10 protein-coding genes are annotated in these 17,500 nt (G+C 39.0%); 4 read left to right on the top strand and 6 right to left on the bottom strand.

Translation table 11 applies throughout. The annotated features are described in order from the left end of the window. Positions 1-91: 91 nt before the first annotated feature. Both AAV97_RS14955 and AAV97_RS14950 read left to right on the top strand, forming a co-directional pair. A complete protein-coding gene (locus AAV97_RS14955; RefSeq protein WP_046760952.1) occupies positions 92-718 on the top strand; it encodes a class I SAM-dependent methyltransferase in 627 nt (208 codons plus the stop codon). A gap of 286 nt (positions 719-1,004) precedes the next feature. Then, a complete protein-coding gene (locus AAV97_RS14950) occupies positions 1,005-3,218 on the top strand; it encodes a TonB-dependent receptor (RefSeq protein WP_046760951.1) in 2,214 nt (737 codons plus the stop codon). A gap of 138 nt (positions 3,219-3,356) precedes the next feature. Here AAV97_RS14950 and pta read toward each other — a convergent pair whose 3' ends face one another. From pta to AAV97_RS14935, 3 genes are all read right to left on the bottom strand, one after another. After that, positions 3,357-5,498: a phosphate acetyltransferase gene (gene pta, locus AAV97_RS14945; RefSeq protein WP_046760950.1), complete on the bottom strand. Its 2,142-nt coding sequence runs from the start codon at positions 5,496-5,498 to the stop codon at positions 3,357-3,359. 274 nt (positions 5,499-5,772) lie between these two features. Next, positions 5,773-6,990, bottom strand: a complete 1,218-nt coding sequence (locus AAV97_RS14940; RefSeq protein WP_046760949.1) for an acetate/propionate family kinase — start codon at positions 6,988-6,990, stop codon at positions 5,773-5,775. Positions 6,991-7,685: 695 nt separating this feature from the next. After that, positions 7,686-8,951: a glutamate-5-semialdehyde dehydrogenase gene (locus tag AAV97_RS14935; RefSeq protein WP_005033719.1), complete on the bottom strand. Its 1,266-nt coding sequence runs from the start codon at positions 8,949-8,951 to the stop codon at positions 7,686-7,688. 304 nt (positions 8,952-9,255) lie between these two features. Between AAV97_RS14935 and AAV97_RS14930 the strand changes: the two genes are divergently transcribed. Further along, on the top strand, positions 9,256-10,599 hold the full coding sequence (locus AAV97_RS14930) for an alpha/beta fold hydrolase (protein ID WP_004830150.1): 1,344 nt from the start codon (positions 9,256-9,258) through the stop codon (positions 10,597-10,599). Positions 10,600-10,658: 59 nt separating this feature from the next. On the opposite strand, the gene AAV97_RS14925 is transcribed toward AAV97_RS14930, so the two are convergent. Together AAV97_RS14925 and nagZ are read right to left on the bottom strand one after the other, a co-directional pair. Beyond that, positions 10,659-11,501: a class I SAM-dependent methyltransferase gene (locus tag AAV97_RS14925; RefSeq protein ID WP_046760948.1), complete on the bottom strand. Its 843-nt coding sequence runs from the start codon at positions 11,499-11,501 to the stop codon at positions 10,659-10,661. Positions 11,502-11,757: 256 nt separating this feature from the next. Further along, on the bottom strand, positions 11,758-12,777 hold the full coding sequence (gene nagZ / locus AAV97_RS14920) for a beta-N-acetylhexosaminidase (RefSeq protein ID WP_046760947.1): 1,020 nt from the start codon (positions 12,775-12,777) through the stop codon (positions 11,758-11,760). Between the two features lie 196 nt (positions 12,778-12,973). On the opposite strand from nagZ, the gene AAV97_RS14915 reads away from it, so the two are divergent. Continuing rightward, a complete protein-coding gene (locus AAV97_RS14915) occupies positions 12,974-15,157 on the top strand; it encodes a carboxy terminal-processing peptidase (protein WP_004830147.1) in 2,184 nt (727 codons plus the stop codon). Between the two features lie 1,177 nt (positions 15,158-16,334). On the opposite strand, the gene dapE is transcribed toward AAV97_RS14915, so the two are convergent. Beyond that, positions 16,335-17,468 carry a succinyl-diaminopimelate desuccinylase gene (dapE, locus tag AAV97_RS14905; protein ID WP_004830145.1) on the bottom strand — a complete coding sequence of 378 codons (1,134 nt, stop codon included), beginning with the start codon at positions 17,466-17,468 and terminating at the stop codon, positions 16,335-16,337. Positions 17,469-17,500: the final 32 nt, after the last annotated feature.

The following is a 17,500-nucleotide window of genomic DNA, read 5'->3' as shown; positions in this document are numbered from 1 at the left end:
GGATTTTTAGGCTAAAGTTTTATTATTTTATTTGGGCTAAAAACTTTATACTGATGATAGAATAAAAGCTTGCAATGGGCACAGAAGCGTTATGGGAAAGCATACTCATCTTGCAGATAATATTATTGAAATTTATAACAATAAAGCCTATGCATGGACTGCATTAAGAGGGTCTTGTTTATATGAGAAAGTATGGTTAGATCGGTTTTTAAAATTACTCCCACAACACTCAAATATACTGGACTTAGGTTGCGGTTCAGGACAACCCATAGCGGCTTATTTGATTGAGCAAAGCCATAATGTGACGGGTGTAGACAGTTCAGAAGAAATGCTGGATATGGCGCGAGAGAATTTTCCTGAAGATTTGTTTCCAAACTGTACTTGGATTCAAGCAGATATGCGCACAGTTGAACTGATTGAAAAGTTTCAGGGGATTTTAGCTTGGGATAGTTTTTTCCATTTATCACCTGAGTGGCAAAGGGCAATGTTTCAACGATTTGATCGTTTTGCGACACAGGGGACGGTTTTAATGTTTACCAGTGGACCTGTATTTGGAGAGCAAATTGGAGATCTGTTTGGAGAACCTCTATATCATGCCAGTTTATCGCCAGAAGAATATATCCAATTATTCCATAACTACGGCTTTAAAGTAATTAATAAGGTCCTAGAAGACCCTAATTGTACGGGACATACAGTTTGGTTGGTGCAAAGGAAATAATTGGTGTTCATTTAATCAATTAAATAAAATAGTTAAATAATTATAAATGTGATAAATATCACATTTATAGTGTAAAAATATTTTAATTATTTTTTTGAATTTTATAGATATTTTTTATAATTATTTAGTTCGAGCTTAAGATTGTTATTAGTTTATTTCAAGAAAAATATGTTCAAATAAAGAGGAAATGGTCATTTATGTGCAGAGATTGATATATTTATGTAAAAAATTATGAAGAATTGTATTATAATGATAATTATTATCATTACGATTTTTTGGGGATGCAATGCGTTTTGTCAAAAAAAGCTTAACACTCATGATGCTATCAACGGGATGCCTGTTTGTTTCCACTCAGGCATTTTCTGATTCTGATACAGTTAAACAAGAACAAAAAACCAATACAGCAACACTTCCCACCATTGTGATTGAAGCAATGGCAGATGGTGACCCCATTAAAACCTATGTGGACTATAAACAGGCCAGTGTGACGCGAAATGGTTTGGATAAGAAAGATATTCCTCAAACTGTAGATACGATTGATGTGTCTAAATATAAGTTGTATGGCGCAAATGATTTAAGCGTGATGTTACAGGGAACTCCTGGTGTTTCGACCAGTTATGACACGAGAAATGATGGAATCACTATTCGTGGATTCAATGCCGATGAGAATGATATCTATCGTGATGGGATTCGTGAAAGCGGACAATACCGACGCAGTACCGCCAATGTTGAACGTATTGAAATACTCAAAGGACCAGCTTCTGTGCTCTATGGACGAAGTTCAGGCGGTGGCGTGATTAATATGGTGACCAAAGTTGCCAATTTTGACTCAAAAAGTTCAATTGGTGCTTATGTTGGGTCTTATGATAACGTTGGTGGAGTCATTGATTTCAATAAGGTACTTAATGACAACTGGGCTGTGCGTTTAGTCGGTGAAAAGTCAGATACCAATAGCTTCCGCTCGGGAATAGGTTTTAATCAGGAAATGTTATCTCCAAGTTTGACCTATCGTAGTGATGACGAAAAATTACTTTGGACGACTGAATATACTTATGACAGTTTAAACAGAACGCCTGATCGTGGTCCAGTCTATAATGAGTTGCCATCAGGGGTTTCAATTAAAACGGGCTTTGCAGGTACAAATGATAATATTGTTGATGAAACCAAGTCATTTAGAACTGATCTGAAATATGAATTTGCACCAAATTGGAAATTTCATTGGGCATTGAGTCATCGTGAATCTTTTCAAGATTTTGATAACTTCTTTAGCGGTACATGGTGTTCAGCAGCAGGGTTACAAAATGATGGAAAAAAATGCGACTGGCAAGGAAAAATCCGTCAAAACTATGCTTGGCAGCAAACCACCAATAAAACATTGATGAATACCTTTGACATTACAGGTCAATTCAAAACAGGTTTTTTAGATCATAAAATTATGTTTGGTAGTGATTGGTCAAATGAAAAACGAGAACCAATTTTAGGGAATTATTCAAGTGGTAGCAGTGCTGGACTCTATTATCGTTATGTCAATCCATTTGATACGTCTGATAGTTATTTATCTGATGGTTGGTCTAAGCTCAATGGTTCTCGTCCAGCAGAAACCTCTCACAGTAAAACTGATGCAAGCTCTTTAAGCTTCTTCTTACAAGACCTAATTTCATTTAATGAAAAATATAAAATGATGTTAGGTGTTCGTTACGATAGTTATGATTTTGCGACCAATGATGTTCGTAATCAGCGTAAACGTTCATATCGGGATGATAGTTTAAGCCCAAATATTGGTTTTGTTTGGCAACCAGTTGAGAGTCAAAGTTTTTATACCTCTTATAGTAAAAGTTTCTCTCCTTATGGTGGTCGAGGATTGTTATTGGTGAGTACAACGGTAAGTCCAAGTACATACGATGCTGAACCGCAATATAATGAGCAATATGAGATTGGGGTAAAAAGTGATTGGTTGGATGGTCGTTTAAATACCCAGCTTTCTGTATTCGATATTACTAAAAATAACATACGTTACCAGCCTGACTCTGTGAACAGACCAAATGATTGGGAAGTAGGGCAGAAGCAACAATCGCAAGGTGTAGAGTTTAGTTTTATTGGTCAAGTCTTGGATAATCTTTATGTACGAGGCGGCTATGGTTATACCGATGCTAAATGGAAAAGTGATAGTCGTACTGGTGTAAAAGATGAAGATATTTTAAAAGGTAAAAAGCTCAAAAAAATTTCTGAAAATACGGGCAACCTATTTGTACGTTATTTACCAACAGAGAAATGGTATGGTGAAGTGGGTGCGACTTATGTAGGCTCTTATTATACTACTGATAAAAATTTAATAAAAATGCCAGACTGGACTCGTGTCGATGCAGCAGTAGGTTATAAAGATGATAAATGGGGTGCAACATTTGCTGTGAATAATCTCACTGATAAAGAATATTGGCGTTCAGATTCTATGCCAGGGACACCAAGAAACTATCTGTTCCGTGTGAATTATTATTTCTAAGTCCTGTGAAATAACTTGCTATGTGCCTTATATTGATTTGAATTATGGTATTGGGCACAGAGCTGGGTGAGTTATAGAAACAACAAAATAAAAACCCACGCAAATAATTTGAGTGGGTTTTTTATCTGTATAAAAAGCTTATTGCATTGCTTGTTGTTCTGATTGAATCGCCGTCAATGCTATGGTAAATACAATATCATCAACCAATGCACCACGGGACAAGTCATTCACAGGTTTGTTCAAACCTTGCAACATAGGACCAACACTCACCACATTGGCTGAGCGCTGAACTGCTTTATAGGTGGTATTTCCTGTATTGAGATCAGGGAAAATAAAGACATTGGCACGACCTGCAACCTGAGAGTCTGGTGCTTTAGAACGCCCCACACTTTCCACAGACGCAGCATCATATTGTAATGGTCCATCAATCAACAAATCTGGGCGACGTTGTTTGGCAATTTCGGTTGCTTTAGCCACTTTCTCCACTTCTGCACCAGCGCCTGAAGTCCCAGTCGAATAGGAAATCATCGCAATACGTGGGTCAATACCAAAAGCTTTTGCTGAATCTGCTGACTGAATCGCAATCTCTGCCAGTTGTTCAGCATCTGGATCTGGATTAATCGCACAATCTCCGTACACATACACTTCATCAGGCAAGAGCATAAAGAAGATTGAGGATACTAAAGAGTATTCAGGGGCTGTTTTAATCAGTTGGAAAGCGGGGCGAACAGTATTGGCTGTAGTATGTACTGCACCTGATACCAAGCCATCCACTTGATCTAATGCCAACATCATCGTCCCTAACACTACAGTGTCTTGAAGTTGTTCACGTGCCTGCAATTCATTGAGTTTACCTTTACGCAGTTCAACCATTTGCGCGACATAGTTTTCACGAATAAGGTCAGGGTCAATAATTTCTAAATCAGCGGGTAATTCGATGTTGCGGGCTTTGGCCACATCAAAAACAGCTTCAGGTTTTGCTAACAATACACATTGTGCAATTCCACGAGATTGGCAAATGGCTGCTGCCTGAATGGTACGTGGTTCATCACCCTCTGGAAGTACAATACGTTTTTTTGCTGCAATTGATTTTTGCACCAATTCATGACGGAATGCAGAAGGAGAGAGGCGAGGTTTATAATCACCATTGAGGATTTGAAGTAACCAGTCTTGATCGATATGACTAGAAACGAAACGAGTAACTTGATCTGCTCGCTCTGTATCATCTACAGGAATTTCATTCCCTAGATTTGCCAATTGTTGCGCAGTTTCAAAGGTACTGAGTGGTGTGTGTAAAATCGGTAAGCCATTTTTAATTGCAGATTGGCAGAACTCTAAAACCAATGGATTAGGTTCATGATGTTCAGTAAGAACTAAACCTGCAAGTGGAATACCATTGCTGGTGGCTAAGCTACTTGCCAACAGGACATCAATACGATCAGATGCACTGATAATTAATTCACCAGCAACAAACTTTTGTAATTCATGCTCAATGTTTGAAGCAATCAAACTGCTGTGCAAAACACGGCGTGTGCTGGCTTTACCTTGATTAATCCATGTTGCCTGAATCTGTTTTGCGAGATCAGAGATGCGGGGTACACTCAAGGTATCACTGAAAGGCACCAATCCAATGATTGGAAAAGCTGCTGAGCCAATGTGAGCATGTGTTTTTTGAATTTCAGTTTTGAATTTTTCGGTATCAGAGATTAAACGTAGACTTGGGTCAATGGTCACTGGAATTTGAGCAGATTCCTCTGGTAAGCCACGTGTACGCATAAACAATACACCTGCATTACGCGTAGATGAAGCACCTCCAAAGTTACGTAATTGTGCTTCGACTTTTTCTGCAGTGTATTCAGGTCGATTGATGTCGGCATTGCTGACAAAGATAACTTTTGCATCTAGTGCTTGTGCCAAAGAAGCATTCAGATCACTGGCAAAAGCATCACGCGCTGTCGGGACTAAACCTTCGACAATAATAATGTCATGTGATTTAGCCACTTGACGTTGTAAACTCACTGCTTCTTCTAAAAGCTCATCAGTTTCGCCATCATTTAACTGTTGAGTAATTTTTGCATAAGTAATCGGTTCAACAGTGTCTAATTTTGAAATATGGCGATACAGAGCTGTTGTGCGATCTGGTTCTGCTTGTAATTCTTGTGAAAATGGCTTGACGAAGCCTGCTTTAACACCTTGGCATTCCAAAGCATAAACTAAGCCTAGGCATGCAGAAGTTAATCCGACACCTTCCCCAGTTGGAACCAACAGAATTGTTTTCATAGACTATTCTTTAATAAATTAAAAGATTGAAATTTGTATATACAGAGAAGATCACAAAGCAGAATACACTATTTGACGCAAAATCTTTATTCATCGATACATTTGAGTCAAATACTTAGAGTTTCTGTAATTAGCGACATGATTGTATGCCTTTTATTCAAAGATTACAGGAACTCTGAAATGTATAATTTTTTACTTTGTTGTAGATCATGCTTTTAAGAATTTCATGATCTTACAACGGATCATCTTGGCACAGATTATTGTTAACGACAGTTTAAGCTGTCGTAACATCTGATTCAGGCTTTTTTGCAGCCTGTTGTACCTCATGCTCAACCACATGTACCGTTTCTTTGGCAATACGACCTTCTTCATCCGTAGGAACAACCCAAATTTGCGGACCTGTTCCTGCATCGATACGACCTTCAGTACCACGTTTTAGACCATCATTTTGTTCTTTGCTTAAGTTAAAACCGAAGTGTGGTAGGTATGACACGGTTTTTTCACGAATATATGCTGAATTCTCGCCAATACCACCTGTGAAGAATAAACCATCGATACGCGGTAAGCCACAACTTAATGCCGCGAGTGATTTTGCTAAACGATAACAGAATACTTCTATGGCTAAAGTGGCATCTTCGTTGCCTTGTTCCGAAGCTTCAATCAAAGTACGCATATCGTTAGAAAGATCAGATAAGCCGAGCAAACCTGATTGGCTATTCAGCATTTTATCAATTTTATAAATATCCCAGCCTAGATTAGACGCGAGGAAGCTATGAATACTTGGATCTACATCACCACTACGTGTCCCCATCACCACACCTTCAAGTGGCGTAAGTCCCATTGAAGTATCTACACTTTGACCATTCCAAATTGCGCATGTCGAGCTACCATTACCCAAATGTGCAGTTAACCAACCACCATGTTTATAGCTACCAGCAAGTTCAGAACCACGTTCAGAAACATAGGCATGGCTAGTACCGTGAAAACCATAACGACGAACATTGTGTTGGGTATAAAGAAATTTTGGCAATGCATAACGATAAGCATGTGCAGGCATGGTTTGATGGAATGCAGTATCAAATACAGCCACCTGCGGTAGTTCTGGGAATAGACGCATTGTGGCATCAATACCGACTAGGTGAGCAGGGTTATGTAGTGGAGCTAAAGGTGTTGCTTCACGAATTTTTTCTACAATTTCAGGTGTAAGCAATTCTGCTTTGGTCAATGTACCACCGTGAACAACACGATGACCAATTGCCTTCGGTTGATATTGTGATAAACGACTCAAGATGGTTTCAAGAGCTTTTTCATGGTCTGCATGTGGAATGGAGAGTTCAAGTGGCTGATTGCCCGCAGTGATCCCTTTAATACGTGCATCAGCAGAGCCAAGGTTTTCTGCTAAACCAAAGATCCGATCTTCACGACGTTCAGAAACAAGCGCATATTTGATTGATGAAGATCCGCAGTTAATTACTAATACTGATGTAGACACGTTTTAATACCCGAAATTGTAATTTGAAAAAGTCATCCTGATTGATCTGATTACGCTTTATTTATAGGGCCAATTAGATCAGTAGTGATGTTGTACCATGTGTAGTTTTTTTGTCCTAGATAGACTTTAGGTGATTAGACTTTCGGACTATCGACCTGATATTGATTAATATTTAATATTTATCAGTTGATTATTAAAAACTATCATTCATCTTTATTTTAATCTATCTGCATTGTGCAGTTTCTTGTAAACAAACTTATATCCTTGTCTAGCAATTAATCTGTCTGAGCATAAAGCGGATCTGTGGGTTTTGTCATTATTATTGATGGTAGGCTTTCTTGCGAAACAAAGCTTAGGGATGTTTTTTTAAAGATTCAGCTTGATCATTTATAAAACGTTTATCGAACTCAGATTAAACAGGTTTGTGATGACGATACCTCACGATAGCAAGACCATCTATGATTCAATGAGCAAAATAAACGAATCACCTAAAGCTTATAAAAATTGGTATATAAAGATATAAGTTTTACTGGGGAATAAATGATTGAAATCATATCACTTGTACGAATAATCAGACGGTTTGGCTATAGAGATGTTACTGCACAAGAAGTTGTCCCTAATCTTTAGACAAAACTTGTAAAAAAACTCAGCGCTGTAGGACACAACGCTGAGTGTTTAAAGTTTCAAAAATTCGATTAATGACGAATTTGACCGTCACCCAATACAATCCATTTTTGTGAAGTTAAGCCTTCGAGTCCAACTGGACCGCGAGCATGGATTTTATCGGTTGAAATACCGATTTCAGCGCCTAAACCATATTCAAAACCATCTGCAAAACGCGTAGAAGCATTGACCATCACTGAACTAGAGTCTACTCGTGTTAAGAATTGGCGTGCCAAACTGAAGTTTTCAGTGATGATCGCATCGGTATGATGCGAACCATATTTATTGATATGTTGAATGGCTTCTTCAATCCCTGTCACAATTTTTACTGCCAAAATTGGACCAAGATATTCTTCATACCAATCTTCTTCACTTGCCGGTTTTACGATATTGCCTAAGATCTTTTGAACTTTGATACAACCACGTAATTCAACCTGTTTTTCCGCATAGAGCTCGGCAATACGAGGTAAAAATTCTTCCGCGATGTTTTCATCGACCAATAAAGTTTCCATGGCATTGCATACACCATAACGATGTGTTTTCGCATTTAATGCGATTGGCAGTGCTTTGTGAAGGTCTGCCTGAGCTTCAACAAACACGTGACAATTACCATCCAAGTGTTTAATCACAGGGATTGTTGCTTCATTGCTAATACGTTCAATCAGACCTTTCCCACCACGTGGTACGATGACATCGACATATTCAGACATCGTGATCAACTGACCAACTGCTGCACGATCAGATGTATTGATGACCTGTACACACGTTTCAGGTAATCCTGCTGCTTTTAAGCCGTGTTGAATGGCTTGAGCAATTGCCTGATTTGAATTCAGTGCTTCAGAACCGCCGCGTAGAATGATGGCATTGCCTGATTTAAGTGCTAATGACGCTGCTTCAAGGGTTACATTTGGACGTGATTCATAGATCATACCAACGACACCTAAAGGCACGCGCATTTTACCGATTTGAATTCCTGTTGGACGAAAAGCCAAATCAGTAATTTCACCAATTGGATCTACAAGACCTATTACATCTTTTAAGCCTTGTAACATGCCTTTGAAGCGTGTGGGGTTAAGTTCTAAACGATCAAGTAAAGCGCTATCTAAATTGTTGTCACGACCTTTGGTCATGTCAATTTGGTTAGCAGCTAAGATTTGCGGTTCACTATTTTCCAAAGCAGTATAAATAGCAGATAAGGCATTATTTTTTACAAGTGTAGTCGCACCTGCCAAAGCACCAGCGGCTTGACGGGCTTGAATTCCTACAGTTTGCATATACTGTTCAATTGAATCTTGCATAGCAGTTTATTTGATCGTTTAAAAATTTCCCTTTGATAGTAGCAGTCTAAGCAAAGGCAAGGAAGTATTTCATTGAAATAAACTTATTTACCCCGCGCATAGCCACTAAATATCTTGCAATGTTTTTGCCATTTAAACTGGACAGACGGTCAATTTAGCGATTGCGTATAAATCACACATCTGTAAGAATGAAACAATAAGGACATTGATGTGATACAGAACATATACGTATCACAAATTTGAAAGAATAATGCGGGTCGAAATCTTGCATATTAAAAGAATAAAGCAAGGATGGAGGAAGGATATGAATTCCATTATCCAAATGGACACAGAATCACACCAATCTTTATCAAGCTTTGGTTTTTTCGACATATACCATAAAAATAGTTTCAAACAGGAACCCAGGACAACTTGGATCGATGGTTGGAAAGTTGAGTATATGGCGATTGCTGATGCACGAACTATTCACAATACCCCGATTGTGATTGTAGGAGGGGCATTTCAAAATTTTAACTCCTATAAATATTGTGTTGAGCAATTCTTTGAAAGTGGTCCAGTCATTCTCATTGATCTACCCTCTATGGGCGCGAATCAGCAAATTACCAATATCGATTCTGGTCTATCTGCGGGTACTTTGGAACTGCCTGATCTTTCACGTATGTTGGGTCAGTGGCTAGATATCGTGAATATCCAAAAAGTTGCTGTTGTTGGTATTTCCCTAGGATCGGTGATCGCTTCCTTTTTTGTTGACCAACGTCCAGAACTTGTTGAAAAGATGATCTTAATGGGCGTCATGCAGGAAACTCGTAAGAGTTGGCGCATGTTATTGGAAGAGTCTTTAATGTTGATGAAAGAGCAACGGATGGATGAATTTGGTCAAGCCGTTATTCTTTATTTGGTCAATCATGCCAAACTCGATAAAACTCGAATGTCGCCTACCGCGAAAAGATTGTTCTTTAAGCAAATGGCTGAGTTTTCAAATACAGAACAAGAACGTTATGAAATCAACTGCAATCGTTTATTACGTTTGAGCCACGTTCCTGTTCCACGTGTAAATACACTGGTGGCATGCGGTCAGTATGACAGTTTTACACTGCCCCATGAAAATGCTCATTTTGCTTTGCAATGCCCAGATATGCAATTTGCCATGATTGCCAATGCGGATCATGTGCCACAATTACAACGCCGTAAAGAAACCATGAATTTATTTACGACCTATTTGCAAGGGAAATCTATTCAGGGATTGGATGGAATTATCAATTTAACACGCGAGCAAATGCACAATATTGAACGTCGTGGTGAGGCTCGGATTCATGTGCTTGATCCACAACGTCAATTAACGCATCGTCATTCTAATAAAGTGATTCCCGTTCACATTGTTGATTTAAATTATTTTGGACTTTTAATGGATCTTGATCATCTGCCTGATTTGAGTTTTGTGAATGAACATACTCGAGATTTGGCATTGAATCTGAGTGATGATGAGGGCGAATTTGCAATTGAGTGTCTAATTTTTGAAACTTGTGAAGATGGTGTTCGTGCACTATTTAAACATGGTAGTTTTGAAAATGCAGATCGTTTGTTACGCTTTATCACTCGCCAAACTCAAGCCCAAACCTATAGGGTTGAAGATACCGCTTTAGCTTAATGAGGCAATAAAAAACCAGTTGAATGTGAACTGGTTTTTTTTATTTTATTTCACACTTTTTATAATTGTGCATCAATCACCCACACTAAGTCGCCATGATGTTCTTCAGGATTTTGTTGATGATCTGGATTGAAATAAAGGCGAGGTTGAATCACTTCAACCTTTTTAAAACCTGCTTCAGAGATAAAATGTCTGACTTGTTCTGGAGAGATAAAATGAAAAGTAAAGGCACTTCTAGACATCAATTTCAGTAGTTTGCTGCTGTTCCAGATAACGGCAGCCAATTTGTTTTTGACAGGTTCAGGATATAGGTCGGTGAGATAGTGTAAAGCTTTAAAGCCTTGCCCATAATTTGCTATGGATTGGATCAATTGTTTTAAAAGGTCTTTGTTAAAGTAATTGATTAAACCTTCACTGATCACAACGAGGGGTTTCTGAGGATCAAAAACTTTGAAAGCATTTTGAAAGTCCTGGGTAAATAAGTCGACTGATAAAACCGCTGGGCTGGCGGGATCTATCTGTTTTAATGCTGCTTGTTTGGTTGTTGCCATCTCTGGCAAATCTAATTCACGATAATCGATTTGAGCGTATTGTTGTCTAAACCACCATCCACGTGGAGATAATCCAGCAGCAATTTCAAGTACTTGTAAATCAGGGAATTGTTCAATCAATTGATGTAAACGATTATCCAAGATGGTGTGACGTTGTTTTAACGTGGTGCGCATACTGCCACCAACAAATTTTTCGCCCCAACTTTCGATGGGATGTGCAATCATAGCCAGTCTTTTGCCTTTCGCTGTTGCAAGCAAAGGATGGGAAATCCCCATTTGATACCAAATATAGCCTGTATAATGTGCGGTAAATGAAATATGACGATGTTTAGAAAGTTGTTGGTCTGACATAGTTTTCCTTAACTGTTATTTTTTTAATTGGGACATTAAATATGGCAACACAAATTATAAATTCAACGGTTGCCTGATGCGTTCTTCCTGATTTCCATATAGGACTTTACAGTGCCTTTTAAGCCACGCTGAAAAATGAAAAATATTTGCACACTATTCATCGTGTTATCTTAGCGAGCATAACGCAAGACTAATAAACTTAAAATGCCCTCCCTACAATCTGCTATGCGTTGTGGGAGGAACTTTATCTATCTTTTTAAAGAGAATTTCTAAATTCTTCAATGACTTTTTTGACAGTTTTCCATTCATCACCTAAATCAAATGATTCACCGATGATGATATTGGGAATTTTGCCGCGCATACGTGCTAAACGTGTTTGGTTTGGTAATGGTAAGTTCTCAATACCTGCCAAAGCAATACATGCGGATTCACGATTATTACAAACGAGTCCCATATCACAGCCCGCTTCGAGTGCTGCACGAATACGAGCATCTGCGCCTCCAGCAACACAAGCAGCCTGCATACTTAAGTCATCTGAAAAGAGAACACCATCAAATTTTAAAGTTTGACGTAATACTTTTTGAATCCAATAAGCGGAAAATCCAGCAGGGTTTGGGTCAACTTTTTCATAAATCACATGAGCAGGCATGAGGGCATCCAATTGCCCCTGAAGTTGGATGAAACTCTGCATGTCATTGTCATAAATGTCTTGGTAATCTCGTTGATCAATTGCCGCAGCCACATGTGAATCTGCTTTGACCGAACCATGCCCAGGAAAGTGTTTACCCGTGGTTGCCATACCAGCACGTTGCATCCCTTTCATAAAAGCACTTGCCAATGGAACAATGTCTTGCACATTTTTAGCAAAAGCACGATCACCAATTACATCACTGATGTCATTGATATCCAAGACAGGAGCGAAACTAAAGTCAATCCCAACAGCAAGCACTTCAATTGCCATCAACCAGCCACATTGCTCAGCCAATGCTATGGCTTTTTCAGGTTGGCTTAAGTAAAGTTGACCAAAATGCCCCATGGCTGGAAGCAAAGTAAAACCATTTTTTAAGCGTTGTACACGACCACCTTCTTGATCAACTGCAATTAAAATGTCTGGGCGAATTTTACGCATATGGTCAGTGAGGGCACGGACTTGAGCAGGAGATTTTATATTCCTTGAAAATAAAATCATGCCACCGACTTGCGGAGCGCGTAATAGTTCAATATCTTCTTGAGTAAGTTCTGTGCCTGCAATATCAAGCATCAATGCGCCGATCATAGGAATCCACGGTTGTATTTATATAAACTTGGAAACAATACCCGATTTCTGCAATGATTTGCTACATTTACTCAGTACAGATTATGCTAAAACTACACAACACACACAGATAAAATCGTTTAAGATGCTGAAACTGTTGAGTTCAGATTGAAAAACGATAGAGAAATTGGAAAACCCAAGGAAATATTAAGAATTTATGAAAATTCAAACTCTCGCTTGCGCTATAGCACTTGCAACAGGTGGTTTGTTCTTCACACATACCATCAATCAAGCAATGGCGGAAACCAATGCTACAAACGTTGCTCAATCGCTTCATCCTTCACAAGAACAAGCACTTGTGACTCGTCAATTGGCAACATTAATTGATCGTCAGCATTATTTAAACATGCGTTTAGATGCCAATACATCCAATCGTATTTTAGATATGTATATTGATAGTCTTGATCCTGAACATACGTTATTTTTAGCTTCAGAAATTGAACAATATAAAAAGCAATATGGCGCAACGTTAGGTGCAAAACTAAAAGCGGGCGATTTGTCTGGACCTTTTGCCATTCATGCACATTATCGTGCACGTTTAAAAGAGTTTTATGAATTTGAATTGGCTGAACTGAAAAAAACACAAAACTTAAATCAGCCGAATGAATTTATCGATACAGACCGTGAAAAAGCTGCATTTTTTGGTAGTAAAGCTGAATTACAGAATTATTGGCGCAAAATGCTTGTTTCGCAGTTGATTAATCTCACTATTGCAAAACAAGAAGATCAAGCTAAACAAAAAGCATTGAAAGACGATCCAACGCTTGCCAACGGGCAAGATTTAGCTGCATCTGAAGATCTAACGCCTGTTCAGACCTTAACTAAACGTTATACACGTCAATTGGAACGAATCGGTCGGACCAAGAGCGATGATGTGCTTGAACGTATCCTCAATGCAATGACATTAACCTATGATCCACATAGTAATTATTTCCCGCCTGTTGATGCGATGGAGTTGAATCGCCAAACGACCTTACAACTTGAGGGGATTGGTGTGTCCATTCGCCCTGAACGTGGCAATGAAGACTATACGAAGATTGAAACCATCGTAGATGGCGGACCTGCAAGCAAAACAGGACAAGTGAAGTCGGGTGATCGGATTATTGGCGTTGCCCAAGATGGCGACAAAATGGTTGATGTGATTGGCTGGCCAAGTTCTGAAATTGTTGGTTTGATTCGTGGTAAACGTGGAACTAAAGTTTCTGTGAAATTACTTGGCGCTGGTGCTTCGATGAGCCAAGCTCGCGTTGTGACCATTACTCGTGATGTTATCCAAGAAGAAGATGCCGGTGTACGTTCACGTACAGTTGAAATCAACCGTGATGGGCAAAAACATAAATTTGGTGTGTTAGAAATTCCATCATTCTACTTGAACTATCGTGCTCGTCGTGCAGGTACAGAATATCGTTCTGTATCTGAAGATACCAACAAAGCATTAAAAGCACTGGCTGCTCAAAATGTAGAAGGGATTATCATCGACTTGCGTAATAACCCAGGTGGTTCTTTAGAAGAAGTTGCCAAAATGATTGGGCAAGTGATTAAAGAAGGACCTGTCGTCCAAATTCGTGATGGTAATGGCAATGTCAGCGTGTTTGAAGACACAGATGGTGGTGCACAAACCTATGCGGGTCCTTTGGCTGTATTGGTGAATTTAGCTTCTGCATCCGCAAGTGAAATTTATTCTGCCGCACTTCAGGATTATGACCGCGCCGTGATTCTGGGAAGTACCACCACAGGCAAGGGAACTGCACAAGTTCAGTTGGATAGTTTGGCTTATGGTCAAGCAACATTGACGCAACGTAAGTTCTACCGTGTTACGGGGGGAAGTACACAAAATAAAGGTGTGATTCCTGACATCAAACTGGTTGACATCTATGATGAAGAGTTCGGCGAGCGTAAAGCGAAGAATGCTTTGAAATGGGATACCATTCCAACAGCACCATTTAAGCGTGAAGGTTCAATTCAACCTTATGTGGCGCAACTCGATCAAAAATCTAAGGTGCGTGTAAGTCAGGACCCTCAATTTCAATATCTAGAAACACGTAAAGCAATTGCTCAAGAAACCAAAGATCAAAAACGTATTTCTTTGGATATTGATAAACGTAAAGCAGAGTTGGTTGCGCTTGAAATGAAAACTTTAGCTGCTGAAAACAAACGTCGTGCTGCGACAGGCTTGAAACCTTATTCGAATTGGGAAAGCTATCAAGCCAGTTTAGATGCATTGGCAGAGTCCAGAGCTAAAATGAAAGCAAATCAACGTCCAGCGCTGCCTGAAGAAGAGACTTTTGTGAATGAGGCTGCTAATGTGTTGCTCGATATGTCACATTTGAAAAGTAAATAATGAATGACCTTAAAATAGGTTGACAGTGATGTTATATAAACGCCCGATGAGCTTCATAGGGCGTTTATATTTTTAGAAGAATCTAATTTTTATATAGTCTAAATTGATGTTTTTATAATATTTTTAAATATCTGGTAGTTTGATTGATGGGCTAAATTTTATTTTTCAAAATATAGCAAAACCACCTGATTATTCATATAAAGATAAAGATTTTGATTTCTATCCTTGCAAATCTATTTAACCTTTAGGCGTAAAATATGACATTGAAAGCTTTATATCATCTAGCAACGTATTCTTAACGTTCATTTTATTGATCAAGAGAAATGATATTTTGTTGTATGCATTTTTCAATAGATTGACTAAAGCATTCGTTTTACTGTCCAAGCATTTTATCTATATCATTTTGCAATAGTCTATCTGCTAAATAACATCAATTGTGATATTTCTGGTATAGCACCAGATATTGCTTAAACAGGATTCTAGATTTTGATCAACATGATCAATGAAAGGGCAGGATTTTGATATTTGGAGAAGCACTTTAATTAACGTGAGTTCGATGCAACCAAATCTTCAACTTAATTTGAATAATTTCACTTGACGTTCGAGACGGTATCTTTTCTTTCGGGGTGAGGAGCGAAGCTCCGCAAGGGCAACCATCTTGCGCAGCGTCATCGCTGCTCACCGCAAAACTCGTCAACCACCAGCAACACATTCAATCAGTCGCAGAAACAATACTTTATAAAAGTAGTTCTGCCTCAAACAACTGCGGATGACGTTTCCGAGTATCATATTTCATCAAGAATTTTTATCGAACTCAGGTTAATTAAACTTGATGAACAGTTTCTCTAGCAACTTATTCAACATATGAGATCATGGTTTTTTTGACGATGTGCCTATTAGCCAGTTCTCGGTTTAAATTGTTTGTTACTTTGTCGGTTGAGGGGCAGTTATACCCCCCATCCGGAGTCATTCTGTTTTGATCAACCTCATGACTCTCTGCTTTAGGATCGCTTGTTTTAGGATGTGGGTTTTTGATGTTACCAATCATGATGGTCTATGGGTCAATCAAATAATCAAACTTTGCGCATCATGTTCAATGAATGATTCTATGATCTACACATACCCTCTTGTTACAAGCTGAAATGGTTTAAAATCTTGATCAAACAGTTTGAATGCGTTACGCAAGCAACTCAACCAAAATTTGTTCATAAATTTCAGCCAATGGCTCTAGTTCATCAATATTCACGTGTTCATTAACTTGGTGGATGGTTGCATTAAGTACGCCCAATTCAAGTACTTGTGCGCCAGTGGGAGCGATAAAACGTCCATCAGAAGTACCGCCACTAGTGGAAAGCTCGGTGTCGGTACCTGTTACGTTTTTAATGGCAGTTCGTGCGGCATTCACCAATTCACCTACAGGTGTCAAAAATGGTAAACCTGAAAGTGTCCATTCAATATCATAGCTCACTTGATGGCGATCAAGTATCTCTAGCACACGAGCTTTGAGTTGATCTGCTGTGACTTCAGTGGAGTAACGGAAATTAAAGGTTACTGTCATTGTACCTGGAACAACATTGGTTGCGCCTGTACCTGCTTGAATATTAGATACTTGGAACGAGGTTGCTGGGAAGTATTCATTGCCGTTGTCCCAAACAGTATCGCAAAGTTCTGCTAAGGCTTTGGATGCGGTATGAATCGGATTAATTGCCAAATGAGGATAGGCAACATGACCTTGTTTACCTTTTACTGTCAAGACGGCATTCAATGAACCACGACGTCCATTTTTAACGATGTCACCAAGGGTAGAGGTGCTTGAAGGTTCACCAACCAGACACCATGTCATTTTTTCATTACGGGCTTCTAATGTTTCGACCACTTTGACAGTACCATTGATTGAAGGACCTTCTTCATCAGAGGTAATCAAAAAAGCAATAGAACCCTTATGGTCAGGGTGGTTTTTAACAAAACGTTCAGAGGCAACCACCATTGCTGCCAAGGCTGTTTTCATGTCGGCACTACCGCGACCATAGAGCTTACCATCGCGGATTTCTGGTAAAAATGGATCTGATTGCCAAGCATCTAAATGACCTGTTGGAACAACATCGGTATGACCTGCAAAGCAGAAAACTGGCGAGCTAGTTCCACGTCTTGCCCAAAGATTGTCTACATCTTCAAAACGCATATTTTCAATATTAAAACCAATTGCAGACAAACGATCTGCCATGATGTTTTGGCAATTGTGATCTACAGGTGTCACAGAGGGTTGACGAAGAAGCTGTAAACTGAGTTCTAAGGTATCCGAACGATTCATGGACATTGATCAAGTAAGAAAATTGAACAATA

Source organism: Acinetobacter sp. Ag2 (assembly GCF_001005515.1).
GTDB lineage: Bacteria > Pseudomonadota > Gammaproteobacteria > Pseudomonadales > Moraxellaceae > Acinetobacter > Acinetobacter bereziniae.
This window is presented reverse-complemented; position numbering and strand designations above follow the sequence as displayed.